The organism is Caulobacter segnis, assembly GCF_029543125.1.
GTDB lineage: Bacteria > Pseudomonadota > Alphaproteobacteria > Caulobacterales > Caulobacteraceae > Caulobacter > Caulobacter segnis_D.
The window spans coordinates 253925-278821 of sequence record NZ_JARQWW010000005.1; the positions used below are offsets into that span (position 1 = coordinate 253925).

Annotated in this window: 23 protein-coding genes and 1 tRNA gene; 14 read left to right on the forward strand and 10 right to left on the reverse strand. The window is 66.3% G+C overall.

Features of this window, described 5'->3' with window-relative positions; all coding sequences use genetic code 11:
* Positions 1 to 122 precede the first annotated feature (122 nt).
* The 4 genes from P7B02_RS16100 (at position 123) to P7B02_RS16115 (ending at position 6486) form a co-directional block, all read left to right on the forward strand.
* A complete protein-coding gene (locus P7B02_RS16100) occupies positions 123 to 2366 on the forward strand; it encodes a glycoside hydrolase family 88 protein (protein ID WP_277787368.1) in 2244 nt (747 codons plus the stop codon).
* Between the two features lie 1007 nt (positions 2367 to 3373).
* On the forward strand, positions 3374 to 5212 hold the full coding sequence (locus P7B02_RS16105; RefSeq protein WP_277787369.1) for a phosphoenolpyruvate carboxykinase (GTP): 1839 nt from the start codon (positions 3374 to 3376) through the stop codon (positions 5210 to 5212).
* 189 nt (positions 5213 to 5401) lie between these two features.
* Positions 5402 to 6202: a LytR/AlgR family response regulator transcription factor gene (locus tag P7B02_RS16110; RefSeq protein ID WP_277787370.1), complete on the forward strand. Its 801-nt coding sequence runs from the start codon at positions 5402 to 5404 to the stop codon at positions 6200 to 6202.
* A 125-nt stretch (positions 6203 to 6327) separates the two neighbouring features.
* Positions 6328 to 6486 carry a hypothetical protein gene (locus P7B02_RS16115; RefSeq protein WP_277787371.1) on the forward strand — a complete coding sequence of 53 codons (159 nt, stop codon included), beginning with the start codon at positions 6328 to 6330 and terminating at the stop codon, positions 6484 to 6486.
* 51 nt (positions 6487 to 6537) lie between these two features.
* Here the strand turns inward: P7B02_RS16115 and P7B02_RS16120 are convergent, their stop codons facing one another.
* Complete coding sequence (locus tag P7B02_RS16120; protein ID WP_277787372.1) at positions 6538 to 6840, reverse strand: hypothetical protein; 303 nt, start codon at positions 6838 to 6840, stop codon at positions 6538 to 6540.
* A gap of 231 nt (positions 6841 to 7071) precedes the next feature.
* On the opposite strand from P7B02_RS16120, the gene P7B02_RS16125 reads away from it, so the two are divergent.
* A complete protein-coding gene (locus P7B02_RS16125; RefSeq protein WP_277787373.1) occupies positions 7072 to 7488 on the forward strand; it encodes a MarR family winged helix-turn-helix transcriptional regulator in 417 nt (138 codons plus the stop codon).
* Positions 7489 to 7559: 71 nt separating this feature from the next.
* On the opposite strand, the gene P7B02_RS16130 is transcribed toward P7B02_RS16125, so the two are convergent.
* Entirely contained in the window at positions 7560 to 8126 is a 567-nt protein-coding gene (locus P7B02_RS16130) for an OmpA family protein (RefSeq protein WP_277787374.1), read from the reverse strand.
* Positions 8127 to 8573: 447 nt separating this feature from the next.
* Here P7B02_RS16130 and P7B02_RS16135 point away from each other — a divergent pair, with 447 nt between their 5' ends.
* From P7B02_RS16135 to P7B02_RS16155, 5 genes are read left to right on the forward strand one after another with little or no spacing between them, the layout of a single operon-like run.
* On the forward strand, positions 8574 to 9206 hold the full coding sequence (locus P7B02_RS16135) for a PepSY-associated TM helix domain-containing protein (RefSeq protein WP_431355824.1): 633 nt from the start codon (positions 8574 to 8576) through the stop codon (positions 9204 to 9206).
* Between the two features lie 14 nt (positions 9207 to 9220).
* The gene (locus tag P7B02_RS16140; protein ID WP_277787376.1) at positions 9221 to 9736 is read left to right on the forward strand and encodes a DUF2271 domain-containing protein; all 516 of its coding nucleotides are present in this window, start codon (positions 9221 to 9223) and stop codon (positions 9734 to 9736) included.
* A 14-nt stretch (positions 9737 to 9750) separates the two neighbouring features.
* The gene (locus P7B02_RS16145) at positions 9751 to 10548 is read left to right on the forward strand and encodes a DUF4198 domain-containing protein (protein ID WP_277787377.1); all 798 of its coding nucleotides are present in this window, start codon (positions 9751 to 9753) and stop codon (positions 10546 to 10548) included.
* A gap of 45 nt (positions 10549 to 10593) precedes the next feature.
* A complete protein-coding gene (locus P7B02_RS16150; protein WP_277787378.1) occupies positions 10594 to 11586 on the forward strand; it encodes an FAD:protein FMN transferase in 993 nt (330 codons plus the stop codon).
* On the forward strand, positions 11579 to 12967 hold the full coding sequence (locus tag P7B02_RS16155) for a sulfite reductase subunit alpha (protein ID WP_277787379.1): 1389 nt from the start codon (positions 11579 to 11581) through the stop codon (positions 12965 to 12967). The genes P7B02_RS16150 and P7B02_RS16155 overlap by 8 nt, the downstream gene beginning before the upstream one ends.
* Here P7B02_RS16155 and P7B02_RS16160 read toward each other — a convergent pair.
* From P7B02_RS16160 to P7B02_RS16175, 4 genes are all read right to left on the reverse strand, one after another.
* Positions 12905 to 13483, reverse strand: coding sequence for a flavin reductase family protein (locus tag P7B02_RS16160; RefSeq protein WP_277787380.1), 579 nt, complete (start codon positions 13481 to 13483; stop codon positions 12905 to 12907). The two genes, P7B02_RS16155 and P7B02_RS16160, sit on opposite strands and share 63 nt — an antisense overlap.
* Before the next feature lie 39 nt (positions 13484 to 13522).
* Positions 13523 to 14026, reverse strand: coding sequence for a GAF domain-containing protein (locus tag P7B02_RS16165; protein WP_277787381.1), 504 nt, complete (start codon positions 14024 to 14026; stop codon positions 13523 to 13525).
* 21 nt (positions 14027 to 14047) lie between these two features.
* Complete coding sequence (locus tag P7B02_RS16170; RefSeq protein WP_277787382.1) at positions 14048 to 15289, reverse strand: class I SAM-dependent methyltransferase; 1242 nt, start codon at positions 15287 to 15289, stop codon at positions 14048 to 14050.
* Between the two features lie 113 nt (positions 15290 to 15402).
* Positions 15403 to 15478 (reverse strand) — tRNA-Ile (locus P7B02_RS16175).
* A 129-nt stretch (positions 15479 to 15607) separates the two neighbouring features.
* Here P7B02_RS16175 and P7B02_RS16180 point away from each other — a divergent pair.
* A complete protein-coding gene (locus tag P7B02_RS16180) occupies positions 15608 to 16345 on the forward strand; it encodes an SIMPL domain-containing protein (protein ID WP_277787383.1) in 738 nt (245 codons plus the stop codon).
* 9 nt (positions 16346 to 16354) lie between these two features.
* Here the strand turns inward: P7B02_RS16180 and P7B02_RS16185 are convergent, their stop codons facing one another.
* The 3 genes from P7B02_RS16185 to P7B02_RS16195 form a co-directional block, all read right to left on the reverse strand.
* Positions 16355 to 16825, reverse strand: coding sequence for a hypothetical protein (locus P7B02_RS16185; protein ID WP_277787384.1), 471 nt, complete (start codon positions 16823 to 16825; stop codon positions 16355 to 16357).
* On the reverse strand, positions 16825 to 18618 hold the full coding sequence (locus P7B02_RS16190) for a long-chain-acyl-CoA synthetase (RefSeq protein ID WP_277787385.1): 1794 nt from the start codon (positions 18616 to 18618) through the stop codon (positions 16825 to 16827). Before P7B02_RS16190 ends, P7B02_RS16185 begins: the two co-directional genes overlap by 1 nt.
* A gap of 133 nt (positions 18619 to 18751) precedes the next feature.
* Complete coding sequence (locus P7B02_RS16195) at positions 18752 to 19756, reverse strand: retroviral-like aspartic protease family protein (protein WP_277787386.1); 1005 nt, start codon at positions 19754 to 19756, stop codon at positions 18752 to 18754.
* A 128-nt stretch (positions 19757 to 19884) separates the two neighbouring features.
* Here P7B02_RS16195 and xth point away from each other — a divergent pair, with 128 nt between their 5' ends.
* Positions 19885 to 20664, forward strand: a complete 780-nt coding sequence (xth, locus tag P7B02_RS16200; RefSeq protein ID WP_277787387.1) for an exodeoxyribonuclease III — start codon at positions 19885 to 19887, stop codon at positions 20662 to 20664.
* Positions 20665 to 20708: 44 nt separating this feature from the next.
* Entirely contained in the window at positions 20709 to 21521 is an 813-nt protein-coding gene (locus tag P7B02_RS16205) for a hypothetical protein (protein WP_277787388.1), read from the forward strand.
* Here P7B02_RS16205 and P7B02_RS16210 read toward each other — a convergent pair.
* Positions 21518 to 22435, reverse strand: coding sequence for a Gfo/Idh/MocA family protein (locus tag P7B02_RS16210; RefSeq protein WP_277787389.1), 918 nt, complete (start codon positions 22433 to 22435; stop codon positions 21518 to 21520). The genes P7B02_RS16205 and P7B02_RS16210 overlap by 4 nt on opposite strands.
* A 425-nt stretch (positions 22436 to 22860) precedes the next feature.
* On the opposite strand from P7B02_RS16210, the gene mdoH reads away from it, so the two are divergent.
* Complete coding sequence (gene mdoH / locus P7B02_RS16215) at positions 22861 to 24858, forward strand: glucans biosynthesis glucosyltransferase MdoH (protein ID WP_347276659.1); 1998 nt, start codon at positions 22861 to 22863, stop codon at positions 24856 to 24858.
* Positions 24859 to 24897 lie beyond the last annotated feature (39 nt).

Below are 24897 nucleotides of genomic sequence, written 5' to 3' on the forward strand. Positions count from 1 at the left end.
CAAGGCGTTGACGGCACGGCCAGGCGCCCTACGACAGACGCCGTCGGCGCTTTCCACCTGTGGTCGAGAACGCTGAACAGACGATGCGACGCCATCCCCCAGCGTCGCCGGAGGAACAATACATGCCCCTGCCCCGCCGCGCCGGTCTCGGCCTGACCATCGCCCTGACCACGACTGCGCTGCTGTCCAGCCCGGTCCTCGCCCAAACGACCGGCCCCACCCTGCCGCCCGGCGTCGAAGCGGACTGGCTGAAGGCCCGCCCGCGCCCGGCGCTGAACGTGAACGCCTCCCGCCTGCCCACCCGCGCCGAGACCCTGGCCGCGATCGAATACGTGGCCTCCTCGCAGATCGCCGCCATGGCGCGGGAGCCGATCGCCCTGTCGACCGGCAGCAACCTGACCCAGATGTCGTCCAACTGGGTGGCGGCCACCTTCTATGTCGGCGCGGCGCGTCTGGCGCGCGTGTCGGACGATCCGGAAACCCTGCGCTTCCTGACCGCCGTGGCGGAGCACTACAACTACAGCGTCCGCGGCGCCCGTTCCGGCCCGACCATGCTGAACGCCGACGACATCACCATCGGCGACCTCTACGAAGAGCTCTATTCGCGTCGCCGCCAGGAAGGCGTTCTGATGCCCCTGCGTCAGCGCCTGGACTGGCAAGTCCCGCACCTGAACCGCTCCACCGAGACGCCGGCCCTGGTCTGGTGGTGGGCCGACGCCCTCTACATGGCGCCGCCGGTCCTGGCGCGGATGTCGGCGATCACCGGCGATCCCAAATACCTCGCCGCCGCCGACAAGGAATGGCGACGCACCGCCGCCCGCCTGTGGGTTCCGGAAGAAGGCCTGTTCCTGCGCGACGAGCGCTTCAAGGACCGCCGCAGCGCCAACGGCCAGCCCATCTACTGGGCGCGCGCCAACGGCTGGGTGATGGGCGGCATCGCCCGCTGGCTGGAGTCCATGCCGGCCGACTACCCGGACCGCGCCTATTACGTGGACATCTTCCAGAAGATGTCGGCGCGCGTCGCCAAGCTGCAGCAGGACGACGGCCTGTGGCGCTCCAGCCTGCTGGACCCGAAGGCGCATCCTGAAGCCGAGACTTCCGGCTCCGTCTTCTTCGTCTATGCGCTGGCCTGGGGCATCAACCACGGCCTGCTGGATCGCGCGACCTACCTGCCGCATGTGCAGAAAGGCTGGGCGGCGCTGAACCGCACCGTCCTGCCGAACGGCCTGGTCGGCGCGGCGCAGAAGACGGGCGACCAGCCCGTCTCAACCAAGCCGGACGAAACCGGTCTCTACGCCTCTGGAACCTACATCCTCGCCGGGCTGGAGATCATGGACCTGCACGGCCCGACCCGGAGCCTGCCGGAAGCCGAACCCGCTCAAGATGCGCCCGAGGTGATCGCCGCCACCACCCCGACGCCCCCCGCCCCGGTCACCGTGGTGGGCGAGGAGGAGAAGCGCCGCCGCGAGGCCGAGATGAAGGCCACCGCCGCCCTGGCCTACGACCCAGCTGGCCTGAAGCGCCCCTCAACCATCGAGCGCCTGACCCCGCCGCCGGCCGACCAGCAGGCCCCGCGCGCCGTGGTCCGCTTCGCCCCGGATCGTCTCGACGACCTGCTGTGGGAGAACGACAAGGTCGCGCATCGCATCTACGGTCCGGCGCTGGAATCGCGCGAGGCGCCGTCGGGCTCTGGCATCGACGTGTGGGCCAAGCGCGTGCGCTATCCCTACATGGACCGCCAGTTGAAGTTCCCGAACTACCACGTGGACCGGGGTGAAGGCCTGGACTTCTACGACGTCGGCCGCGGCCGCGGCGCGGGCGGCCTGGGCGTCTGGTACGACAACAAGCTGTGGACCAGCCGCAACTTCTCCAAGTACCGGATCGACAAGACGGGCGGCGACGAAGCCAAGTTCAGCGTCGACTATCGCCCCTGGCCCGTGGATGTGGCCCGCAAGGTCTGGGAGACGCGCGACTTCTCCCTGCCGCTGGGCTCGAACTTCACTCGCATGACCTCGACGCTCAGCTCCGACACCAAGGAGCAGCTGGTGGTCGCCATCGGCATCTCCAAGCGCCGCAATGACGCCGGCTCGGGCTTCGTCACCCGTGACGCCAAGAACGGCCGCCTGATGTTCTGGGAGCCGAACAATCCCGAACACGGCAGCCTCGGCATCGCCATCGCGGTGGACCCGGCGACGGTCGAAGGCTTCACCGAGGACGCCGACAACTACCTGATCCTGGTCCGCGTCACGCCCGGCAAGCCCTTCACCTACTATGTGGGCTCGGCCTGGGATCGAGGCCTGGACTTCCGCAACCGCGCCGAATGGGAAACCTTCGTCGCCAACCAGAAGCTGAGCTTCAAGCCGTAGGGGTTCTCTATCCCTCGCCCCCTCTGGGGGAGCTTCTCCTCCCCCGCCCGCGGGGGAGGGGGACCGCGAAGCGGTGGAGGGGGCGAGACTGGGCTCCGTCCCTATCCCCTCGCACCTCTAGCGGTGACAGCCGCGTTCCCAAAAAGCTCCGTCACCCTAGGCCTTGTGCCTAGGGCCCAGAAACGGCTGAGCTTCCTGGTGAAGTGCGGCGTTTGTCGCCCCGCCAATCCTGCCGCCACGGAGTCTCTGGGTCTTAGGCGCCAGGCCTAGGAAGACGGATGTGGGGCGGGGAAATCAGCGAACTTATCCGCCCCCATTCCAACCAGCCGTAACCTTCTCCCGTCTCCGTCACGGGAAGGGCGCTCGGCCAGCGCCGGTTGTGACGGGGATGCGGTCGAGCGGGAAGCGCTCCGGCGGGCGCGCCTTACGGCCCCGTCGGATGTCGCAGGCGTGGAACCCCGGCGTCCACGCGGTCCGGGACCTCCTCGCTGGAGGAGGCCCGCCCGTCAGGGCCTTTGCTCGGAGATTTGTAAGTCCTCTCGAGGAGCCCCCAGACACGATCGCGCGGAGCGGAAAGACCTACGTCGAACCGGCACGCCTAAGTCCCATCGCCTGACGCAGGTCAGGCCGCTCCGCCGCCCTTCCAACCTTGCGGGTTCAGGTCCGAGAGAACGCGGAGCTGTGCCTGCCTCCCTCTCCCTCGATGGGAGAGGGATCGAGGTTGAGGGTGAATGCTGCCTCTCCGCCGCGCAGAACCCAACCGCCGCATCACCCCCATCCCAGCCCTTCCCCCATCGAGGATGGAAGGGTCGGACTGCGTCCCTCTTGAAACACAGCAGATTCGCGTCGAATTCGCGCTGCAGGCGAACGATCCGCTCCCACAATCTCCCGATCTCGCGCGACTTTTTGCCAAGACAGCGCTGTCATGGTTTTCGCTTCGCCGCATGTCGGTATGTTGGCGCCCAAGGCGGGCGTCAGTCCTGCCCAGAGAGACGCAGGAAGTTTTTATGCAGACACATGGGCTGGAGGCGAACACGCCTCCGACGAAACACGCGCGCCTGTTGGCGTGGGTGCGGGACGTCGCCGCACTGACCAAGCCGAAGGCGATCCACTGGTGCGATGGCTCCGAGGCGGAATGGACCGCCCTGACCGATCAACTGGTCGCGCTGGGCACGCTGAAGCGCCTGAACCCCGACCTCCGCCCAAATTCGTTCTACGCCGCGTCCGATCCGCGCGACGTGGCGCGGGTCGAGAGCCGCACCTTCATCTGCTCCCAGGATCAGGCCGACGCCGGCCCGACCAACAACTGGCGCGACCCGGCCGAGATGCGCGAGACGCTGAACGGCCTGTTCGACGGCTGCATGCGCGGCCGCACCATGTATGTGGTCCCCTTCTCCATGGGTCCGGTCGGCTCGCCTATCAGCGCCCTCGGCGTGGAGATCACCGACAGCGCCTATGTGGCAGCCTCAATGCGGGTCATGACCCGTATGGGCAAGCCGGCCCTGGACGCCCTGGGCGACGACGGCTTCTTCGTGCCGGCGGTCCACACCCTGGGCGCACCGCTCGCCGAAGGGCAAGCTGATGTGCCGTGGCCCTGCAACGACGAGAAGTACATCGTCCACTTCCCGGAAAGCCGTGAGATCTGGTCCTACGGCTCCGGCTACGGCGGCAATGCCCTGCTCGGGAAGAAGTGCTACGCCCTGCGCATCGCCTCGGTCATGGCCCGTGACGAAGGGTGGCTGGCCGAGCATATGCTGATCCTCAAGCTGACCTCGCCGCAGAACCAGGTCCGCTACGTGGCCGCCGCGTTCCCCAGCGCCTGCGGCAAGACCAACATGGCCATGCTGCAGCCCACCCTCCCCGGCTGGAAGGCCGAGACCGTGGGCGACGACATCTGTTGGATGCGGTTCGGCGATGACGGCCGCCTCTACGCCATCAACCCGGAAGCCGGGTTCTTCGGCGTGGCGCCGGGCACGGGCGTCCATACCAACCGCAACGCGGTCGACACCCTGCACGCCAACTGCATCTACACCAACGTCGCCCTCACCGCCGACGGCGACGTCTGGTGGGAAGGCCTGACGGCTTCGCCTCCGGAAGGCCTCACCGATTGGAAGGGCCGCGCCTGGACGCCGGAATCCGGTGAACCCGCCGCCCACCCGAACGCCCGCTTCGCCGTGCCCGCCGGCCAGTGCCCGGTCATCGCCAGCGAGTGGGAGGACCCGAAGGGCGTGCCGATCTCGGCCATCCTGTTCGGTGGCCGCCGCGCCTCCGCCGTGCCGCTGGTGACGGAAGCCTTCGACTGGGAGCACGGCGTGTTCCTGGCCTCCAACGTCGCGTCGGAAGGCACGGCGGCGGCGGAGAACAGCATCGGCGAACTGCGCCGCGATCCCTTCGCCATGCTGCCCTTCTGCGGCTACAACATGGGCGACTATTTCAGCCACTGGCTGAAGGTCGGGGCCTCGGCCGATCCGGCCAAGCTGCCGCGCATCTACTTCGTGAACTGGTTCCGCAAGGACGAGAACGGCAAGTTCGTCTGGCCGGGCTATGGCGAGAACAGCCGCGTCCTGAAATGGATCGTCGACCGGCTGGAAGGCCAGGCCGGCGCCGTGGACACCCCCATCGGCCGCCTGCCCGCTCAACAGGATCTGGAGCTGTCCGGCCTCAACCTGACCCAGGCTCAGCTCGACCTGCTGCTGACTGTCGATCCGACGATCTGGCAGGCTGAGGCCGCGCTGATCCCGCCGGCCTACGAGAAGTTCGGCGCACGTCTGCCGACCGCCCTGTGGGGACAGCTCGACGCCCTGAACGCCCGGCTCGCTCAGACCCGGGTGCTGGAAGACGCCTGACCAAGAGAGACGGCGCGCGGCTTTCCAACCGCGCGCCGCCCTCCGATGAACGGCCGAACGGGGCGTGTTTTGCGACGAACGGCGCAAATGCTCGACGAAGGCGCTCGACGAACGGCAGATTTGCGCAGGTATTTAAGATACAAACTTTCTACCTGATGCGTCACCCGCGCTGCCCTCGTTGGAAGACCTATGCTTGCTGTGATCGCGGTCGATGACGAAGCCCTGGCGTTGCGCCGGCTTGAAATCGCGATCCCTCAGATGCCCGACGTCTCGTTGATCGGAATGGCCCGTAACGGCCGCGAGGGCCTGGACCTGATCCGCAAGCTTCGGCCTGACGTGGTTCTGCTGGACATCCAGATGCCGGGTTTCAGCGGCTTTGATCTGCTGGACGGTCTGGAGCCGAATGAAATCCCGCAGATCATCTTCGTCACGGCATTCGAAAGCTTCGCCGCGCGCGCCTTCGAGGTCAGCGCCATCGACTATGTTCTGAAACCCGTCGAGTTCGATCGCCTCAACGCCGCCCTAACCCGCGCTCGCCGCAACCTGCATCTGGCGTCATCTGAACGGCGGGTTTCGGAGCTGCGGGAAGTGGTCGCCCAGCTTCGCGGCGACAGCGCCGCCGACGAAGAGCACGATGCTCAATACGCCCGCGAATTCTGGGCTCAGCGGCGCGGCGAGTTCGTCCGCGTTCCCGTGGATCAGCTGGACTGGGTCGAGGCGGAGCGCGACTATGTCCGGCTGCATGCTCGCGGGCAGTCCTACATGCTGCGTGGCACCCTGGCGACCATGGAGGCCAGACTGGATCCAGAGGCCTTCGTTCGAATCCGGCGCTCCGCCTTGATCCGCACCGATCGGATCGCGTCGGTCCGCAAGCCCAACTACGGCGACTATCGCGTCGTCCTGTCCTCCGGTCAGGAGCTGCGCGTGGGCAAGACTTATCTTCGCAGCATCCGCAGCCTTCTGACGACGACACCCGCCTTGCGCGCCTGATCGCTATAACTTTAGACGAACGACGATATTTCGACGACTAGCGGGATGGTCGAGGCGAAGCCTGATCAGCAGCCAAATGGTAGCTTCGCAAGCGAACAGTGAAGCCTGTCCCTCTGGAGCCGAAGTTGCAGACAATTCCCCAGACCCCTTCCGCCATCGTGCAGGAAATCCGGCGGCGTTCGTCACGCTGGACCGTGCGTCGGAGCCTGCTCTTCGTCCTTGGCGCTTCGGGCATATTCTGGCTGTCGCTGCTGCTCATGCTCAGCTGCACGCCTCGCCACTAACCGGTGGCGAGGGCCGCGAAGCCCTCGCCCCAACCACCTATTGTTGAGGCTTCAACCCGAAGCCGGGCCGCCACAGCCGCACCAGGAACGGAAACACGAAAAGCGCCTCGAACAGGCTGAAGACCATGGACGCGAGGCGCCGCTCAGCTCCCGCACGCGCGGCGCGCCCTGCCCGGTCAGTTGGAGCTGGGCCTGGAACTTGGCGCTGTTGAAGCGACCGGCCTTGTAGGAGGCGGTCATCAGCGCTTCGGCTGACGGCCCCTTCACTTGAGCATGGACGCGTCCGCCACCTAGCAACGCCAACAGACCCGCGCTCACCCAGCGCCGGTCCACGCCTATCCCGATCTTCGCCATGCTCGAACTCCCCAGTCAGCTTTGAAAACACAGGGGAGCCGCAGCATGCTCCGCTCCGAACGCGCTTGAGGACGGCCGCCCCGTCTTTGGTCAGGTTTGATATTTCGTGCGCTCAGCGTCGTTGGTTACAGGACCAAACAGACAATTACTTCGCATACGAATTCATATGTGAATTCACATATGACGCGATTTTGGGATGCGTCAACACGCGAGGCGTGGCATGTGTCGTAGATGGAGAAATCTCAGGTCTATCACCTGCTGCAGACCGTCGCGCAGCAGCTCCGCAAGCAGGCTGATGAAGCTGGCATGGCGGCGGCTGGCGTCAGCGCGGCCCAGGGCGCGGCGCTCTTCGCAATCGAGCGCTCACCCGGCCTTTCGCAACGGGAGATGGCCAAGGCTTTGAAGCAGCAAGAATCGGCGGTGACGACCATGGTGTCCCGCCTGATGGCCGCGGAACTGATCACCCGCGCGCCGAGGAAGGAGGACCCCCGCATCCTCTCGCTCGACCTGACGGACAAGGGACGCGCCGCCCTGGATCGCCTGAGGGCGGAACTCGACGCGATCAACCGCGCGATCGAAGAGACCCTGGCTCCGGACGAACTTGAGATGCTCGGCCCCGCCCTGGAGCGGCTGGCCGCAAACAGCTAAGCCGCGCCCACCAACGGGCGCGGCTTGAAAGCACGGGGAGCCGCGCCTCACGTCACACGGCTCCCGTCGAACTAGGCGAGCACCACCACCACGACACGGCGGTTCTGGGCGCGGCCCTCGCGGTTGTCGTTCGGCGCGACCGGAGCTTCCGAACCATACGAGATGGAGGCCATCCGGTTCAGCGGCACGCCGCTCTTGTTCAGGAACTTGCGGACGGCTTCCGCGCGGGCTTCGCCCAGCTTTTCGTTGTAGTCGTCCGCGCCGGTGGCGTCGGTATGGCCCTGGATCTCCAGGTACACGTTCTTGTTGTCAGCCTTCAGCTTTTCGGCGAACTCGGCCAGACGCGACTCGGCCTCGGGCGACAGGGCGGCCTTGTCGGTGGGGAACTTCACGCTGTCGTCCGACAGGACCATGGAATAGACGAACTTGCCTTCGGCCAGCTTGCCGGCAGCGGTGGCCCGTTCCAGCGCCTCGCGCGAGGTGCGGTCGAGTTCGGCGATCTGCGTGTCATGGGTGGAGACACGGGTCTCGACCTGACCGACTTGGGTGTTGACGTACTTCTTGGTGGCGCAACCGCTGACCGCGACGGCGCCGGCGAGCATCGCGACGGCGATCAGGCCTTTCGACTTAAGCTGCATCGAATTCTTCTCCCAGTTTTCGAGCTTGGGAGGCTGACATTGCACTACGACAGGCCGAGCTTCCCACACGCTCGATCCCGCCAATGCAAAACGGCGCTTTAGTGGCGACTTATTGGCGATAGCGGCGCCATTCCAGCAAAAGCGGAATGAATCTGTAGTGAAGCTTGAGATCGAATTCGCGCGAACGCGATAACGACTTCGGCGTTCCCATCGCGGTTCGAAAAACTTTCTCAAACACCGCTAAACCACCGATTCAAAGCTAACCCTTGTCTATCGAAGGCGGCATTCTTCTCAACCTAATCCGAGAACCAAGGCACGTCTCCCTCGTAGACCCAAAGTGTCGCACGGGCGTCAATGGCTTGCAGGGCAAGGCATGGCTTGTTATTGCAAATCGTTCTCATTAGGCCGCGCATCGCCCGGCGCCCCTGGATCTGCCACCCTTTCGCGATGAGCCAAGCCAAAACCTCCAGCCAGAGCCGCTCCTTCTGGCTCAAACAACTGCACAACTGGCACTGGATCAGTTCGGCGATCTGCTTGGTGGGCATGATTCTGTTCGCCGCCACCGGCATCACCCTGAACCACGCCGCCCTGATCGAGGCCAAGCCGAAGGTCACGACGAAGGAAGCGGTTCTGCCCGAGGCGATGATCGCGGCCCTGGCCGTGAATGCACCTTCGGAGAAAGGGCCCCTGCAGGCCCCCGTGGCTGCCTGGATCAGCAAGTCCATGAAGGTCGACGTCTCTGGCCGCGAAGGCGAATGGTCAGAGGACGAGGTCTATGTCGCCCTCACCCGTCCCGGCGGCGACGCCTGGCTGAGCGTGGACCGCGTCACCGGCGACATCTCGTATGAAAAGACCACCCGCGGGGTCGTCAGCTATCTGAACGACCTGCACAAGGGCCGGAACACGGGACCGGCCTGGATGTGGTTCCTCGACATCTTCGCGGTCGCCTGCCTCGTCTTCTGCATCACCGGCCTGTGCCTGCTGCAGATGCACGCGGGCGCGCGGCCCAGCACCTGGCCGATGGTGGGTCTGGGGATCATCATTCCCCTCGTCCTCGCCATCCTGTTCATTCATTCGTGACGGAGTAATCGCCCATGCGGAAAGCCCTGCCCGCTCTCGCCCTCGGAAGCCTCGCGGCCACCCCGGCCCTGGCCGCCGACCTGAACGTGACGGTCGAGATTCCGCGCCTGTCGGTCGCCGAGTATCACCGCCCCTACGCCGCCATCTGGCTGGAGCGCCCGGATCAAACGGCGGTCGGCACCTTCGCCGTCTGGTACGACACCAAGCTGAAGAACAACGAAGGCGAGAAGTGGCTGAAGGACATTCGCCAGTGGTGGCGTCGCGCCGGCCGCGAAATGTCCTTCCCGGTTGACGGCGTCACCAGCCCGACCCGAGCGCCGGGCCGCCACACCCTGACCTTCAGCGGCGCCAAAGGTCCGCTCAAGGGCCTGCCCGCCGGCGAATACATGCTGGTCGTGGAAGCCGCTCGTGAAGTCGGCGGCCGCGAACTGATCAAGGTTCCGGTCCAGTGGCCGCCCAAGGCCGCCAAGATCACCAGCGCCAAGGGCTCGACCGAGCTGGGCGCTATCTCCGTCGTCGCCAAACCCTGAGGGAGCCAAGAACCATGAAGAACACCCTGCGCCTGGCGCTGACCGCCGCGATCATCGCCGCCGCCCCGATGGCGGCCCACGCCCACCGCATGTGGATGCTGCCCTCCGCCACCGTGCTGTCGGGCAATGACCCGTGGCTGACCGTGGACGCCGCCGTGTCCAACGACCTGTTCTACTTCGAGCACCAGCCGATGCGCCTGGACGGCGTGAAGGCCATCGCGCCGGACGGTACGGAAGCCAAGATCGAGAACGCCTCCACCGGCCGCTACCGCTCGACCTTCGACGTTCACCTCACCCAGAGCGGGACCTACAAGGTGGTCAGCGCCGGCGACATGCTGAGCGGCTCCTACAAGGTCGGCACGGAAACCAAGCGCTGGCGCGGCGCGCAGCCGGAAATCCCGGCGGGCGCGACGGAGGTTCGGGTCAATCAGAACCAACGCCGCCTGGAGGTCTTCGTGACCAAGGGCGCGCCGACCACCACCGTCCTGGCCCCGACGGGCAACGGCCTCGAGCTGGTTCCGATCACTCACCCGAACGACCTGTTCGCGGGCGAGGAAGCCACCTTCAAGCTGCAACTGGACGGCAAGCCGGCCGGCGACCTGGAAGTCGAAATCGTCCCGGGCGGCATCCGCTACCGCGACACTCTGAACGAGATCAAGGTGAAGACTGCGGCCGACGGCTCCTTCAAGGTGAAGTGGCCCGAGCCGGGCATGTACTGGCTGGAAGCCGGCGTGCGCGGTGGCCCGGCCACCGTGCCGAACGCCGAACGCTCGGCCAGCTACATCACCGTGCTCGAAGTCCTGAAGCCCTAAGCGACAACCGGCGGCGGTCCGTCCGTCGCCGGCTCATCCTCCCCGATGAACCGCGTCCTCGTCCCCCATATCGCCGTCGCTCCCGAGCGGCCGGCGGGCTCGCTGCTCAGTCTGGGCGGCGAGACCATGGGCACGACCTGGTCCGTGAAGTTCGTCGATAACGGCGTCGCCTCCCGCGCGGACGTTGATGCCGTGATCACCGAGCGGCTCGATCAGGTCATCACCGAAATGAGCACTTGGGATCACGGATCCCTCGTCAGCCGCTTCAACGTCGCCGAGAGCGGCTCCTGGCATGACATGCCGACAGCCTTCGCCAAGGTTCTGGCCTGCGCGCTGGACGTCGCCGAAGCTAGCGACGGCGCCTTTGATCCCACCGTGGGCGGCGCCGTGGATCTGTGGGGCTTTGGTCCCAAGGTGGTGAAAGAGGCTCTTCCCTCGCCCGCCGAAAGCCAGGAAGCCGCCGCCTCGATCGGCTGGCGGCGCGTCGTCGTCGACGCCTTGGGCCGCCTGCAGCAGCCCGGCGGCTTGCGGCTGGACTTCTCGGGCATCGCCAAAGGCTTTGCGGTGGATCACATCGCTGACGGCCTCAAGGACCTCGGCGCTCCCTCGGCGCTGATCGAGATCGGCGGCGAGCTCTATGGCTACGGCGTCAAGCCGGACGCCCAGCCCTGGTGGATCGAGCTGGAGAACGCGCCCGAGGTCGAGGGCGGCCGCTTCGTGGTGGCGGCGTGCGGTCTCGCCGCCGCGACGTCGGGCGATTGGCGGCGACGCTTCCGTCACGCCGGCGCTTGGTACGGTCACACGCTCGACCCCCGCACGGGCCGTCCCGTCATCGACCCCGCCGCATCAGTCACCGTACTGCACAGCAGCTGCATGCGCGCGGACGCCGAAGCCACCGCCATCACCGTCCTCGGCGTCCAGGCGGGGCTGGATTACGCCGAGCGTCGCGGCTTGGCCGCTGTGATCGTGTCGCGCTCCTCGACCGGCTACGACGAACACATGACCTCGGCCTTCGCGGCCATGCTTGAAGATGAGTGAGCTTCCCGCCCTTTCGCCCGAGCGCCTGCTGTGGGCCGCCGCCGCCGTACTGGCCTATGTGCTGTTCTGCACGGGCGTCGCCCTGCGTCGCGCCCTGCTGCGCCGTCGTGCGCGTCGCGAGGCTGACGCCCTCGCCGGGGGCGGTGAAGCGGTCCTGGTCGTCTATGCCAGCCAGACAGGGTTTGCGGAGGATCTGGCCTGGACCACCGCCAAAGCTCTCCAGATGGGTCAGGTGGGCGCCCGCGTTCTTTCGATTTCCGACCTGACCGCCGAAGATCTGACAAACGCCAAGCGCGCCCTGTTCGTGGCCAGCACCACCGGCGAAGGCGACGCCCCCGACCCTGCCGCCCGTTTCGTCGGCCGGGTGATGAAGGCGGAGCCCGATCTCAGCGGCCTCAGCTACGGCCTGCTTTCCCTGGGCGACAGCTCCTACAGCCAGTTCTGCGCCTTTGGCCGGCACCTCGACGCCTGGCTGACCGAACGCGGCGCGGCCCCGCTGTTTGATCGCGTCGAGGTTGACGACGGAGACGAAGGCGCCCTGCGCCACTGGCAGCATCAGCTCAGCGCCATCAGCGGCGTCACTGACGCCCCGGACTGGAGCCGTCCGGCCTATGAGCGCTGGCGGCTTGCGGAGCGCCGCCTGATCAATCCTGGCAGCCAGGGCGGCGAAGCTTGGCACGTAGCGCTCGAGCCGGTCGAGGGCCCGGCCGTTTGGGCGGCGGGCGACATCGTGGAGATCGGCCCGCGCTATGGACCGGATGCGCCGGCGGACGCTCCGGCCCCGCCCCACCGCGAATACTCCATCGCCTCCATCCCGCAGGATGGTCGTGTCGAACTGATCATCCGCACCATGATGCGGCCGGACGGCGGCTTCGGCATCGGCTCCGGCTGGCTGACCAAGTATGCCGAGATCGGCGGCGACATCGACCTGCGCATCCGCGCCAACCGCGCCTTCCATGCGCCGGAGCCGTCGCGACCGCTGATCCTGATCGGCGCGGGCACCGGCCTGGCGGGCCTGCGCGCGCATCTGAAGGCTCGTGCAGCCGCCGGAGCACATCGCAACTGGCTGATCTTCGGCGAACGCAATGCGGCGCGCGACTACTTCCATCAGGCCGAGATCGAATCCTGGACCTCCTCTGGCGTTCTGGAGCGCGTGACCCTCGCCTTTTCTCGCGACCAGGCGGAGCGGATCTATGTGCAGCATCGCCTGACCGAGGCAGCCGACGAAGTGCGGCTCTGGGTCAGCCAGGGCGCGGCGATCTATGTCTGCGGCGGGATCGAGATGGGCAAGGCGGTCGGCGCAGCCATGAACGAGATCCTAGGGGCTCGGACCATGGCGGAGCTGACCGAGGACGGCCTCTACCGCAGGGACGTCTACTAGGTCGTCCACGTGGACCTTGCGGAACCGGCCCTGCAAGTAGACCAGCGGCTCATGCGCCGGGTCGAAGCGGACGCGCAGGATCTCACCCACGATCACGCGGTGATCCCCGGCGTCGAAGGCCTGGCTGATCCGGCATTCGAAATTGGCCATGCAGTCGTCGATGATCGGCGAGCCGGTGCCCCAGGTCTCGAGCCCGACACCCTCGAAGCGGTCGTCGTCCCGCTGGACGAACTGCCTCGCCAGATCCTGCTGATCAGCGTGCAGCACGTTCACGGCGAAGGCGCCGCTCGCCTCCAGCCCCTGCAGGCTGAATGAATTCAGGTCCACGCAGATCAGGGCCAGGGGCGGATCCAGCGACACCGAGGCGAAGGAATTGACCGTGAAGCCCAGCTTGCGCCCTTCCGGACACAGGGCGGTCACAACCGTCACGCCAGTGGTGAAACAGCCGAACGCGTCGCGCAGCGCCCGCGCATTGGCGAGCGCGTCCTGATCAAGCTCGACGCGGGTTTCGGTCATGCCATCCATTGAGACGAAACTGTCTTGCGCCGCAAGGCGTCAGCCAGCCTTGGCGAAAGTGGCGGTCAGAATGGCCTCGATGCCTTGTTGATCGACGGCATCGAAGGCGGCGGGCTGGTCGGAATCGACGTCGAACACTGCGAGCAGGGTCCCCGCCGCGTCAAACACCGGCACGACGATCTCGCTCTGTGAGCGGCTGTCGCAGGCGATGTGGCCCGGGAAAGCGTGCACATCCTTCACCAGCTGGGTCTCGCCCGTCTCCGCCGCCGCGCCACAGACGCCGCGGCCGAAGGCGATGCGCAGGCAGCCGAGCGTGCCCTGATACGGCCCCACCACCAGTTCGCGCGGCTTGGCCGGATCGACCACATAGAAGCCGGTCCAGAAGTAGTGGTCGAAGCTGTTGGCCAGCATCGACGCCACCGTCGCCATGCGGGCGGTCAGGTTGCTCTCTCCGTCCAAGACGGAAGCGACCTCAGCGGCCACCTCCGCATAGCGGGCGGCCTTGTCGGCGGAGAGGGTGATTTCGTTGAACGCTTCAGCCATGGGCACGCATATAGGCGGGCCTCAGGCCGGCGGCGAGTTCCGAATTTGAATCGGCTGGCCGAACCAGGCCACAGACTCCGAAACCAGCTGGATCTCGACGGTGAACTCCGGGCCTAGCTGCCAGGGGATTTCAGCTGTCACGGTCACGCGGCGGCTTTCACCACTGTCTGTGACGTTGGACGACACCGGCAGGTGGATGGCGTCGGGATAGGCCTTCGATCCTTCTGCTCCAACGGCATTCAGGCCCAGATTCACCGCGCCGAATCCCGCGCTCGAAGGCAGCCAAGCGCCAGGACCGGTGTTGGCGACCTCCAGCACGGCGGTGAAAATGCGTTTCTCCGGCTCGAAGCTTTGCTCGACCAAAGCCATGCCGCCATCGAGCTGATCCGCAAAACGGCTGCTGGCGTCCAGCGATCCCGCCTTGCGCAGTACGAAGACGCGCTTGTCATAGCTCTGCTGCATGAGCTGGCGGCCGAGCTTGTAATAGGTCCATGGGGCCAGCAACCCGCGGATGCCCCGATTGAAGCCATCAAGCTTCATGGTCAGCGGCTGATCATTGAAGATCGCCATATCGATGTCGACGAACCCGGCCTTGCGGGCGTTGGCCCAGATCTCGTCGATGAAGATGTCGTTCTCGATGACCGCGTATTCGCGCATCTCCAACTGCGACTGCTCCGTCCGCGAATGGCGCGGGCCAGGCTCGTGGAAGATCGCCAGACCGCCGGGCGCCAGGACCCGGTGGAACTCTTCCAGATAGGCGGCCTGATCGGACACGTGGTGGAAGCTGTCGAAGCAGATCAGCCGGTCGACGGAGTTGTCCTCCAACGGCACCGACTTCTCTCGGCGGATCGCCTCGAACCGGATGTCCAGCGTGCTCAGCAGCGGATGTTCGCCGACGAACCGGCGCGCCATCTCCAGCCCGCCTTCAGAGATATCCAGTCCGACGGGCCGACAGCGCATCATCGCCAGGGCGGCGCTCAGCCAGCCCGCGCCGCAGCCGAAGTCGGCCACGGTCAGGCCCGGCTTGAACTTGCCCACCTTCAGCACCGCGGCGAAGCCCGACAGGGTCGCGGCCGTGTCGTTCACCTCATGGAACGGCTTGCGGAAGTGGTGATCCCACGGCCTTTCGATGGTGCGGAAGTACTCGTCCGCCCGCCGCACGTGATCCTCGAACGGGTAGGCCTCGATCAGCTTCTTCACGTCGATGAAGCCGGACGCGTCCGTATAGAGATGGGCGGCTTCGAATCGGACGGGCTGGTTCATCGGGGCTCCATACGCTCTGTTGTACTGACGGCGTCCGCCCCTCGCCGCATGCCGGCGGGCGATAGAAGCCACACCGTGCATAGGCCAGTCAGTATCACGATGCTTTCGGGAATTGGTAGGCCCGGAGGGACTCGAACCCCCAACCAGACCGTTATGAGCGGTCGGCTCTAACCATTGAGCTACAGGCCCTGACTGCGTCGCCGCAACCGGAAGCGGGGGGTTACCACGCGCTGCACGCGGCTTAAAGCTCCGGTTCATGTTGCAACGCTCAGGTTGCGCTCGTCGTTACGGCGGACCACCGCCCTTGGAGAGATATCGATGAAGACCCTGTTCCGCGCCGCCGCCCTCGGGGCGCTGCTCGTCACCGCCGGCGCGGCTTCCGCCAGCGCCCAGACCGTGCTCACCGCGGCTGACGTCCAGTTCAAGGCCACCACCCTGAACCTGTCGGCCTTCGGCGAGACCCGGGTCGCGCCGGACATGGCCACCATCACCCTGGGCGTGAATGTCGAGGCTCCCACCGCCGCCGAGGCCATGAAGGCCAACGCCGCCCGCATGAATCAGGTGGTCGCCGCCATCAAGAAGGCCGGCATCGAAAGCCGCGACATCCAGACCTCGGGCCTGAACCTGAACCCGCAGTACGCCTATGAACAGAACCAGCCGCCGAAGCTGACCGGCTATCAAGCCGCCAACCAGGTCACCATCCGGGTGCGCGACCTGGCCAAGCTTGGCCAGACCGTGGACGCCACGGTCACCGCCGGCGCCAACACCATCAACGGCATCAGCTTCGGCCTGACCGATCCCAAGGCTGCCGAAGACGCGGCCCGCCGCGAAGCCGTGAAGGCCCTGGAAGCCAAGGCCGCGCTCTATGCCCAGGCCACCGGCTACAAGCTGGTCCGGCTGGTGTCGCTGAACGAGTCCGGTGGCTATGCGCCGGAGCCCCCGCGTCCAGTGATGATGATGGCGGCCAAGCGCGAGTTCGCGGACTCCACTCCGATCGAGGGTGGCGAACTGCGGGTCCGCGTGGATGTGTCGGCGACCTATGAGGCCGCCCGCTAAGCGCTTGTCTTAGAGCTTGGCGACCCGGAAGGCGGCCTCGATGCGGGTGCGGATCTCCCGCCCCGGCAAGGCGCGGTCGCCTTCCATCACCGCGACATAGACGAGGTCGCGGGCTGGTCCGGTCTGGGCGACGCGTCCCGTCGCCCAGCCCACCGTCCGGGCGTCTTCGACGCGCGTATCGCAGCTTAGAGACAGCACATCACCCTTGGCCGCGCGCTGGAGCATGTCGGCGGCGGTGACGCTGCCTCCTTCACACGAAGGCAGGGTCCTGCCGCAGGTCAGGTGCGTTCCGTAGCGGTGCACCACCTGACCGCTTCCACCGGCCCTGGCGAACAGCACGCAGGTGGAATCAGACCCGATGGCGTTGCCGATCTCCTGAGCCAGCAGTTCAGCGTCAACGCCAGCCGGCGGCTTAGGCGCACATGCGGAAACGGCCAGGACGCCCGATAGGGCGGCGGCGATGGGGAACGCGCGATGCATTACAGTCGGTATCCGCCTTCGACGATCTTGGTGTGAACCGCCTTGGTGACCTTCACGAAGCCCTTGGCGCCGGCGCGGAAATAGATCGGATCCTTGACCTTGTTCGGGTCAAAGCCGTCCTGGACCAGGTCGATCTTGCGATACTTGAAGGTGCCGGTCGTCTCGATCTGCGGCTGAAGCCGCACGAAGACGGGGCGCGCATAGGCCGGCAGGTCATTGTCCACCGCCTCGGCGAGGGTCTTGATGTCGAACTCCGGCCCGACGACCAGCGAGGCCATGCCTGCGCGGCCGTCCGATCCTGGCGCCTCGACGCCATAGACGTTCACTTCCTGCACCCCGGGAATGGCGGAGAGGTGTTCAGCCACTTCACTGGTGGAGACGTTCTCCCCCTTCCAGCGGAAGGTGTCCCCCACCCGATCGACGAAATAGAAATAGCCGTCGCTGTCCACACGCATCAGGTCGCCGGTGCGGAACCAGGCGTCGCCCTTTTCGAAGACGTCGTGCAGGACCTTCTTCTCGGTCGCGGCCTTGTCGGCGTAGCCGGTGAAGGTGGCGCGGGCGTCCTTCGGGTCGATACGGCCCAGGCATTCACCAACCTGACCTGGACCGCACTCGATGCACAGGCCGGAGGGGCCCCGGATCGGCTCTTCGGCCTCAATGTCGAACTGCACCAAGCGGAAGTTGAAGCGTTTTTTCAAATACTTCGGCACCCGGCCGACCGCGCCGACCTTGCCGTCGAAATTGAACATGCTGACGTTGCCTTCGGTCGCGCCGTAGAATTCCAGCACGTTCGGGATGGCGAAACGCTTCTGCATCTCCTCCCAGACATCGGCGCGCAGGCCGTTGCCGAACGCCAGGCGCAACTTGTGTCCGCGCTCCAGAGGGTGCTCCGGCTGGTTCACCAGATAGCGGCACAGCTCGCCGATATAGACGAACATGGTGCATTGCTCGGTGACGATATCGTCCCAGAAGTGGCTGGCCGAGAACTTCTTCTTGAGGACCACCGCGCCGCCGTTCAGCAGGCCCGCGCCCACCGCGCAAAGCCCGCCAGTGGCGTGATAGAGCGGCAGGGTCATGTAGATGCGGTCGGTCTCGCGCGAACCGGTCGAACCGGCGAAGCCGCGCATATAGAGCTGGCACCGCATGTGGGTGATCTTCGCGGCTTTCGGCAGGCCAGTGGTGCCGCTGGTGAAGATCAGCAGCGCCGTATCCTTGGCCACCAGATCGCCGCGCACGTTCTGGCGATCGGGGCGAAGCTGAGAGCAGCTCTTCAGCGCATTGACCAGATCGCGCTGATCCCCCTGCGGCGCGGAGAGGGTCCACTGCTGCATGGGTCGATCAAGCTGCGCCTTCGTCGCGTCCACATGCGGGGCGGTCTCATCATCGACGATGATGTGGCTGGCGCCGGAGATGTTCAGGCAGTGAGACAGCGCCTGGCCAGTGAGGTTGTTGTTGATCAGGGCGGTGACCACGCCGACCTTGGTCAGGCCATACCAGATGGCCACGTATTCCAGACGGTTCGGCAGGTAGAGCGCCACTACCCGCCCGCGGGTGAGGGACTGGCTCTTGGCCCAATGCGCGTAGCGGTTCGCCAACTGGTCGAACTCGCCATAGGACAGGGAGCGGCCCTCGAAACTGATGGCCTGGCGGTCGCGGTACTTGTCGACGGCCGCTTCGATGTCGTCGCAGATCAGATTGCCGGAATCCGGCGCGATCGACTTCACGCGCCCTAGCGTGCGACGCAGCCCCTTGAGGAACCGCAACTCACGCTTGATCCGGGCCTTGAGTCTCAAAGGGCACGCCTCCCAAAACACTTGTTCTCAACCTGTCGCGCACTCGACGAGGGAGGGTCAAGACCGGGAAGGCGAAGACGCGCATGGAACCGCGCACTGCGACATTAACAACACCCGACGTGGCGCCAAGGGCTCACCCCCGGCGCATGCGTGATCCGGTATAGGGCGCCGGCCCGCCATCACGGGGCAGACGGAAGATCACCTCTCCCCGGCGGAAGTCGATCACCACGCTGCGGAAGCGCCGCAGGATGTCGACGCCAAGCACAAAGGCCGGCTCCTCGTGCATGTCCCACATGCGGAAGGTGTGCAGGTCGGCGAAGACGATCGGCAGGTTGCTGATGTCCATGCCGCCCACGCTGACCGATCGCAGCACCGCCAGCTCGCCGGGAATCGTCTGGCCCGTGGGGCTGATCAACGGCGATGGCACGAACATGTCGTTATAAGCCACGCGCCTCAAACGTGTCGCCATCAGCTGACGTAGAGCCGGATTGCCCACCGTGCCGTCAGCGCCGGAATCGAGGAACGCGGTGACCAACGCCCCGCCGACGCGCGCATTCACCAGGGTCAACGGACCCGAGCGGTGCTGCGCCGACACGACAATGGCCGAGGTGTCGCCAAAGGCGGGAGCTCCGCCGAATTTCATGCTGGCGTTGGCGAAATCCAGCGTAAGCCGCTGGGACGCCAGTTGGTCCATCCCGATCAAGCCGGCGGCCCCGAGCCAGCGCCGGGGCATCGAAGCCATGCGGACATTGCGGGCGCTCTTCCTGCCGACCTTGATCTCCCCGGCCTCGACGGAGCCCGTCGTCTCCGGGCCGACGATGGTGTTCAGCACCACCGGTCCCCGATCAGGGAGAGACAGAGCCGCCGCCAGCTCGTTTGAGACCGCGGAGTAATTGGCGCCTGTGTCGATCATGAAGGGGAAGGGCCCCTTGCCGTTCAAGAACACCGGGGCGGTCACGCGGTCCGCCGAATCCTCATCCGTGCCGACATCGAATTCCGGTCCATGAGGCGGCGCGGGCGCCACCGGCGTGTTGGCGTGTCCCAAACCGGCCAGGCTCGACAGCGCCAGGCCCCACATCATGGCGCGGCGGCGACTGACGTCGCGCGGTCCCGCGCCAAAAGCGTTTCTCCCAATCATCACTCTCGTCTCTCTCGGACGGATTTGAGACGACCATACCACGGTTCTGTGACTGACGCTTGTGCTTGAGCGCGGCGCATCGCCGCCCTAGCTTGCGAGCCCTTTCGCCCCCCGGATTCCCTGAGCCCATGCGTATCGCCACCTGGAACGTAAACTCCGTCAACGCCCGGCTGGAGAACATCGTGGCCTGGTTCGACCAGGCGCAGCCCGACGTGGCCGTGCTGCAGGAAATCAAGTGCGTCGACGAGAAATTCCCGACCGAAGCCTTTGAAAGGCTTGGCTATAACGTCGCCGTTCACGGTCAGAAAACCTACAACGGCGTGGCCATGCTCTCGAAGACGCCGCTTGAGGATGTGACCCGCGGCCTGCCGGGCGATGACGCCGACGATCACGCCCGCTTCATCGAGGCTGTCACCGGCGGCGCGACATCGGTTCGGGTCGTGGGCATCTACCTGCCCAATGGCAATCCGATCGGCACCGAGAAGTTCGCCTACAAGTTGGCCTGGATGGATCGCCTGCATCGCCACGCGAAAGCGTTGCTGACACAGGAAGAGCGGCTGGTGATCCTGGGCGACTACAACGTGATCCCCGAGCCGGAAGACGCCGATAAGCCGGAAGGCTGGCTCGGCGACGCCCTGTTCCAGCCGGAAAGCCGGGGCGCGTTCCGGGCGTTGAAGAACCTCGGCTTCACCGACGCCTACATGCAGGCCGACGGAACGCCTGGCGGCTACACGTTCTGGGATTATCAGGCCGGCGCCTGGCAGCGGAACCACGGCATCCGGATCGACCACGCCCTGCTGTCGCCCCAGGCCGCCGACCGACTGAAGAGCTGCATCATCCACCGCGACGTGCGCGGCACGGAGAAGCCGTCAGACCATGTTCCGGTCGTGGTGGAGCTCGACCTCTAGGTCCCTCTTCGCGGCGGCCCTGATTCGCCCTTACCCTCTCCGCCATGACGGAGTTCGCCCGCCTTCTCGTGATGTTGGCTGTCGCCGCGACCGCGGTGACGTTCGCCGGCAGTCTGGCGCGATGGCTGCTGGACGAAGACCGCCGCATCCGCCGCGCCCTGTCCAAGGTGCTGGGCGGGGCGCCCGACGCCTTCATCGTCGCCAAGGGACGCGGACGCGGGGTGGGCTTTCGCCTGACCAGCGGTCTGATCGCCACCACCTGGGACAAGGGCGGCTGGTGCCTGATCTTCCGCCTGAACGAACTGGTCGGCGCCGAACTTCTGGTCGACGGCCAGTCGGTAGGCCGGGTTTTCCGCGACGAGCCGAAGCGGTTCCTGGACCGCACCTATGGCGAGGCGCAGAGCGTCGTCCTGCGATTGGTGTTCGACGACCCAAAGCACGCGGACTTTGAGCTGGCGCTATGGATTCCCTCGGACGCCGCCCTGCGCAGCGCGCCTACAGCCGCCAAGGCCGCGCAGGAGGCCAACAGCTGGCTGGCCCGCATCGAGGCGATCCTCAAACGTGCGCCAGGCACACGCAACCCGCCGCCGCCAACGCCCATCGCGCGTCGTGAAGCGGCGCCGCCGACGCCGGCTCCGCAACCCGTCTATGATGACTTTGACGATGAGGACGAGGAGGACGAAGCCGCCTTCCACGAGCCTCCGCCGCCGCCCCGCCCGCAGCCGCCTCGCGCCCCTGCTCCAAAAGCGGCCAAGCCGCCGGCTCCCGCCAAGGACGCCCTGCCCCTGTTCGCGGACGTCATCGACGATGATCCGCCTTGGGACGAGGACGACGGCAAGGAGCCTAGGCTCTTCTAACCCTCTGCGGCCTGCTCGACCGCCAGGGCCAGATCAAGCGCTCGCGCGGCCTCCTCACCCGTGACCGCCGGACGCGGACTGTCGCCGCGCACCGCCGCCAGGAACTCCGCCACGCTGCGGCCCAAGGGGTCCTTGCCCGCTGGCGTATTGTTGAAATCCTCGATCAGCGGGAACGGCGTCGTGTTGCGGAACGTCCGCGCCAGGAAGTCGATCTCCACCTCGCCCGAGGGGTAGACGATCTTCATGGTCCGTTCGCGCGCCTCAGCGACGCGGGAGGCGTCGAAGGTGGCGATGAAGCCGTTCTCGAAAGTAGCTTCGGCCTTCACCCAGTCGAGCAGGTCATTGCGGGTCGCCTCGCCCTCCGCCTCGACGGCGACGGGATCGGCTTCGCAAACGGTCAGAGCCAGGTCGATGTCATGGATCATCAGATCCAGCACGACTGACACGTCCAGGCTGCGGTCCGACGGCGTGCCGCGACGCACCGCCTCCAGCCGCACCGGCTGCTCGGGAGTGTCCAACAGCCCCATGGCCTGGAACACGACACGTTCCTGATGGCCGACGGCGAGCGGCAGGCCACGCACAAGGGCGGCGGCGATCAGTTCGTCCGCGTCTTCCGGCTCCACCGCGACCGGCTTCTCCACATAGACCGGCTTGCCCTGCTCCAGGGCGGCCAGGGCCGGGCCCGCGTGATGAACGGCGGGCGTGGCCACGGTCACGACGTCGACGGCGGCGATGAAGGCGGCCAGATCGTCGGTCGCCTGCGCGCCCAGCGGCTCGGCCAGAGCCTTCGCTCGCGGCAGGTCCACATCGAACACCAGCGCCAGTTCGACGCCATCGAGTTCGGCGTACTTCTTGGCATGATAGCCGCCGAACACGCCCGCTCCGGCCACGCCGGCTTTGAGAACTTTCGTCATGGGCGCCTCTTAGCGGATTTCAGCGACGCCGCGAACCGTCGCCAGGAGCGACGAAAGTCGTCGTGGTGGTGTTCATCGGCCAGACTATGGACAAGATTTCGGTGGGGAACAGCCAGCGGCTGATTCACGCCCGCCTCCCGTCCGATCACGCATTTCGTGATGAGGCCATATGGCGCGGCGGAGAATGAAATTCCGCTGAAATTACGGGCGTTAGCGATTTTTTTGCGCTGCGAAGCCCAAAAATCCCACCTAAACTGGTAGCGATTTCGTGATCGAAGTTTTACTGTAGGTGCGTCGGGGTTTTCAGACCTCGGAAGGCGTACAGCGGAGCTGAACATCGTGCGTGACATTCGGTGCGTGAAAACAGCTCGGGCGACCTTCTCCAAGACCCCTTCCTGCAAAGCTTGAGCGGACCACAACCGATCATGGACCAATCGAGCGATCGCGCGGTTTTCGCCAGTACCGAGTCCGGTGAAGGCGTCGCCCCGAAAACAGACGCCCAGCTTCGCGCCGTCGACATGCCTGTCGAGACCCCGCTGACCATGCCGGTCCGCGATCTGCACGACTGGCAGGGCGAAGCCGCCCCAACGCCTGAAAGCTCGCCGACCGACATTCTGGTTCGCCGCATCGCGATCTTCGTGCTGACCGCCCTGCTGGCCATGGCCGGCTGGAAGGCGACCTACGACACCGTGGCCCTGGGCGGCATCACCCGCCTGGAAGCCATCTGCCTGACCCTGCTGGCTCCGCTGTTCCTGGCGCTGTCGCTCTGGTTCTGCACGGCAGTGGCCGGCTTCATCATCCTGCTGCGTCATCCCAAGGACCCGCTCGGCATCGATGAGGCGGCGCCGATGCCCCGCCTTCGCGACAAGACCGCGATCCTGATGCCGATCCATAACGAAGACGCCCAGGCGGTCTTCGCCCGTCTCCGCGCCATGGACGAGTCCCTGGGCGAGGCCGGCGCCAGCGAGCGCTTCGACTTCTTCGTGCTCAGCGATACGCGCGAGGCGTCCATCGCCCTCGCCGAGCAGGCCGCCTTCGCCCACTTCCGCCGCGAAGCCTCCAGCCACGCCTATTACCGCCTGCGCACCCAGAACACGGGCCGCAAGGCCGGCAACGTCGCGGATTGGGTCCGCCGCCACGGCGCCGCCTACGAGCACATGATCGTGCTCGACGCCGACAGCCTGATGACCGGCGAGGCCATGGTGCGCATCGCCGACGCCATGGAGCGTCACCCCTCCATCGGTCTGATCCAGACCATGCCCGTCGTGATCAACAGCCAGACGATCTTCGCGCGCTGCCTGCAGTTCGCCACGCGCCTGTACGGCCGCGTCGCCTGGACGGGCCTTGCCTGGTGGTCGGGTTCGGAAAGCTCCTTCTGGGGCCACAACGCCATCATCCGCGTGCGCGCCTTCGCCGAGACCTGCGGCCTGCCGGTCCTGGCGGGACCGAAGCCGTTCGGCGGCCAGGTGATGAGCCACGACGCGCTGGAATCCGCCCTGCTCCGCCGCGGCGGCTGGGGCGTGCATCTGGCTCCGTATCTGGAAGGCTCCTACGAGGAATCCCCGCCCAACCTGCTCGACTTCGCCTCGCGCGACCGTCGCTGGTGCCAGGGCAATGTCCAGCATATCCCGCTGATCGGCACACCGGGCCTGAACTGGCTGAGCCGCCTGCATCTGGTGATCGGCTGCCTGTCCTACATCCTGTCGCCGCTGTGGTTCGCGGCCCTGAGCGTGGGCATCGTCTCCCGCCTGCTGATGCCCGACCTGAAGAAGGCCGTGTTCCAGTGGGCCGACGTGCAGGCCGCGGCCGAGGCGCTGATCAACTGGAAGGAAATCCAGGCGACGGCGTGGGCCATCATCATCACTGGGGTGCTGCTGTTCGGTCCGAAGATCCTGGGCCTGATCCTGGTCCTGCGCTCCAAGGTCGAGCGCCGGGCCTTCGGCGGCGGCAAGGCCATCGTGAAGAGCCTGGGTGTCGAGATGGTGCTGTCGGCCCTGGTCGCGCCGATGCTGATGTTCACCCAGACCCGCGCCTTGGTGGAGATCCTGCTGGGCCGCGACAGCGGCTGGGCCCGCCAGCGCCGCGAAGCCGATCGCATCAGCTGGGATGAATCCTTGCGCGCCATGGGCTGGATCAGCGCCGCCGGCGTCATCCTCGCCAGCGCGTTCTGGTTCACCCCGGACCTGCTGACCGCCACCGCGCCGATCGTGACCGGTCTCATCCTGGCCGCGCCGCTGGCGGTCCTGGGCGGCCATCGCGGCGTCGGCCTGAAAGTCCGCGACGCCGGCTTCTTCATGACGCCGGAAGAGCGTCGCCCGCCGATGATCGCCCGCAAGGCCCTGGGCCTGAAGCCTCTCGCTCCCGAGCCCTTCCGCATTCCAGCGACCGAACCGGCTCGCGGCGCACTGGAGCAAGCCTCCTAAAACAGCTTTCGGAGGCGTGGCCGCATTGGCCCGCAAGGC

Bases quoted from the DNA above. Each gene is read 5' to 3' on its own strand.
- P7B02_RS16100 (WP_277787368.1), top strand. From the start codon at position 123: ATGCCCCTGCCCCGCCGCGCCGGTCTCGGCCTGACCATCGCCCTGACC.
- P7B02_RS16105 (WP_277787369.1), top strand. From the start codon at position 3,374: ATGCAGACACATGGGCTGGAGGCGAACACGCCTCCGACGAAACACGCG.
- P7B02_RS16110 (WP_277787370.1), top strand. From the start codon at position 5,402: ATGCTTGCTGTGATCGCGGTCGATGACGAAGCCCTGGCGTTGCGCCGG.
- P7B02_RS16120 (WP_277787372.1), bottom strand. From the start codon at position 6,840: ATGGCGAAGATCGGGATAGGCGTGGACCGGCGCTGGGTGAGCGCGGGT.
- P7B02_RS16125 (WP_277787373.1), top strand. From the start codon at position 7,072: ATGGAGAAATCTCAGGTCTATCACCTGCTGCAGACCGTCGCGCAGCAG.
- P7B02_RS16130 (WP_277787374.1), bottom strand. From the start codon at position 8,126: ATGCAGCTTAAGTCGAAAGGCCTGATCGCCGTCGCGATGCTCGCCGGC.
- P7B02_RS16135 (WP_431355824.1), top strand. From the start codon at position 8,574: ATGAGCCAAGCCAAAACCTCCAGCCAGAGCCGCTCCTTCTGGCTCAAA.
- P7B02_RS16140 (WP_277787376.1), top strand. From the start codon at position 9,221: ATGCGGAAAGCCCTGCCCGCTCTCGCCCTCGGAAGCCTCGCGGCCACC.
- P7B02_RS16145 (WP_277787377.1), top strand. From the start codon at position 9,751: ATGAAGAACACCCTGCGCCTGGCGCTGACCGCCGCGATCATCGCCGCC.
- P7B02_RS16150 (WP_277787378.1), top strand. From the start codon at position 10,594: ATGAACCGCGTCCTCGTCCCCCATATCGCCGTCGCTCCCGAGCGGCCG.
- P7B02_RS16155 (WP_277787379.1), top strand. From the start codon at position 11,579: ATGAGTGAGCTTCCCGCCCTTTCGCCCGAGCGCCTGCTGTGGGCCGCC.
- P7B02_RS16160 (WP_277787380.1), bottom strand. From the start codon at position 13,483: ATGACCGAAACCCGCGTCGAGCTTGATCAGGACGCGCTCGCCAATGCG.
- P7B02_RS16165 (WP_277787381.1), bottom strand. From the start codon at position 14,026: ATGGCTGAAGCGTTCAACGAAATCACCCTCTCCGCCGACAAGGCCGCC.
- P7B02_RS16170 (WP_277787382.1), bottom strand. From the start codon at position 15,289: ATGAACCAGCCCGTCCGATTCGAAGCCGCCCATCTCTATACGGACGCG.
- P7B02_RS16180 (WP_277787383.1), top strand. From the start codon at position 15,608: ATGAAGACCCTGTTCCGCGCCGCCGCCCTCGGGGCGCTGCTCGTCACC.
- P7B02_RS16185 (WP_277787384.1), bottom strand. From the start codon at position 16,825: ATGCATCGCGCGTTCCCCATCGCCGCCGCCCTATCGGGCGTCCTGGCC.
- P7B02_RS16195 (WP_277787386.1), bottom strand. From the start codon at position 19,756: ATGATTGGGAGAAACGCTTTTGGCGCGGGACCGCGCGACGTCAGTCGC.
- xth (WP_277787387.1), top strand. From the start codon at position 19,885: ATGCGTATCGCCACCTGGAACGTAAACTCCGTCAACGCCCGGCTGGAG.
- P7B02_RS16205 (WP_277787388.1), top strand. From the start codon at position 20,709: ATGACGGAGTTCGCCCGCCTTCTCGTGATGTTGGCTGTCGCCGCGACC.
- P7B02_RS16210 (WP_277787389.1), bottom strand. From the start codon at position 22,435: ATGACGAAAGTTCTCAAAGCCGGCGTGGCCGGAGCGGGCGTGTTCGGC.
- mdoH (WP_347276659.1), top strand. From the start codon at position 22,861: ATGGACCAATCGAGCGATCGCGCGGTTTTCGCCAGTACCGAGTCCGGT.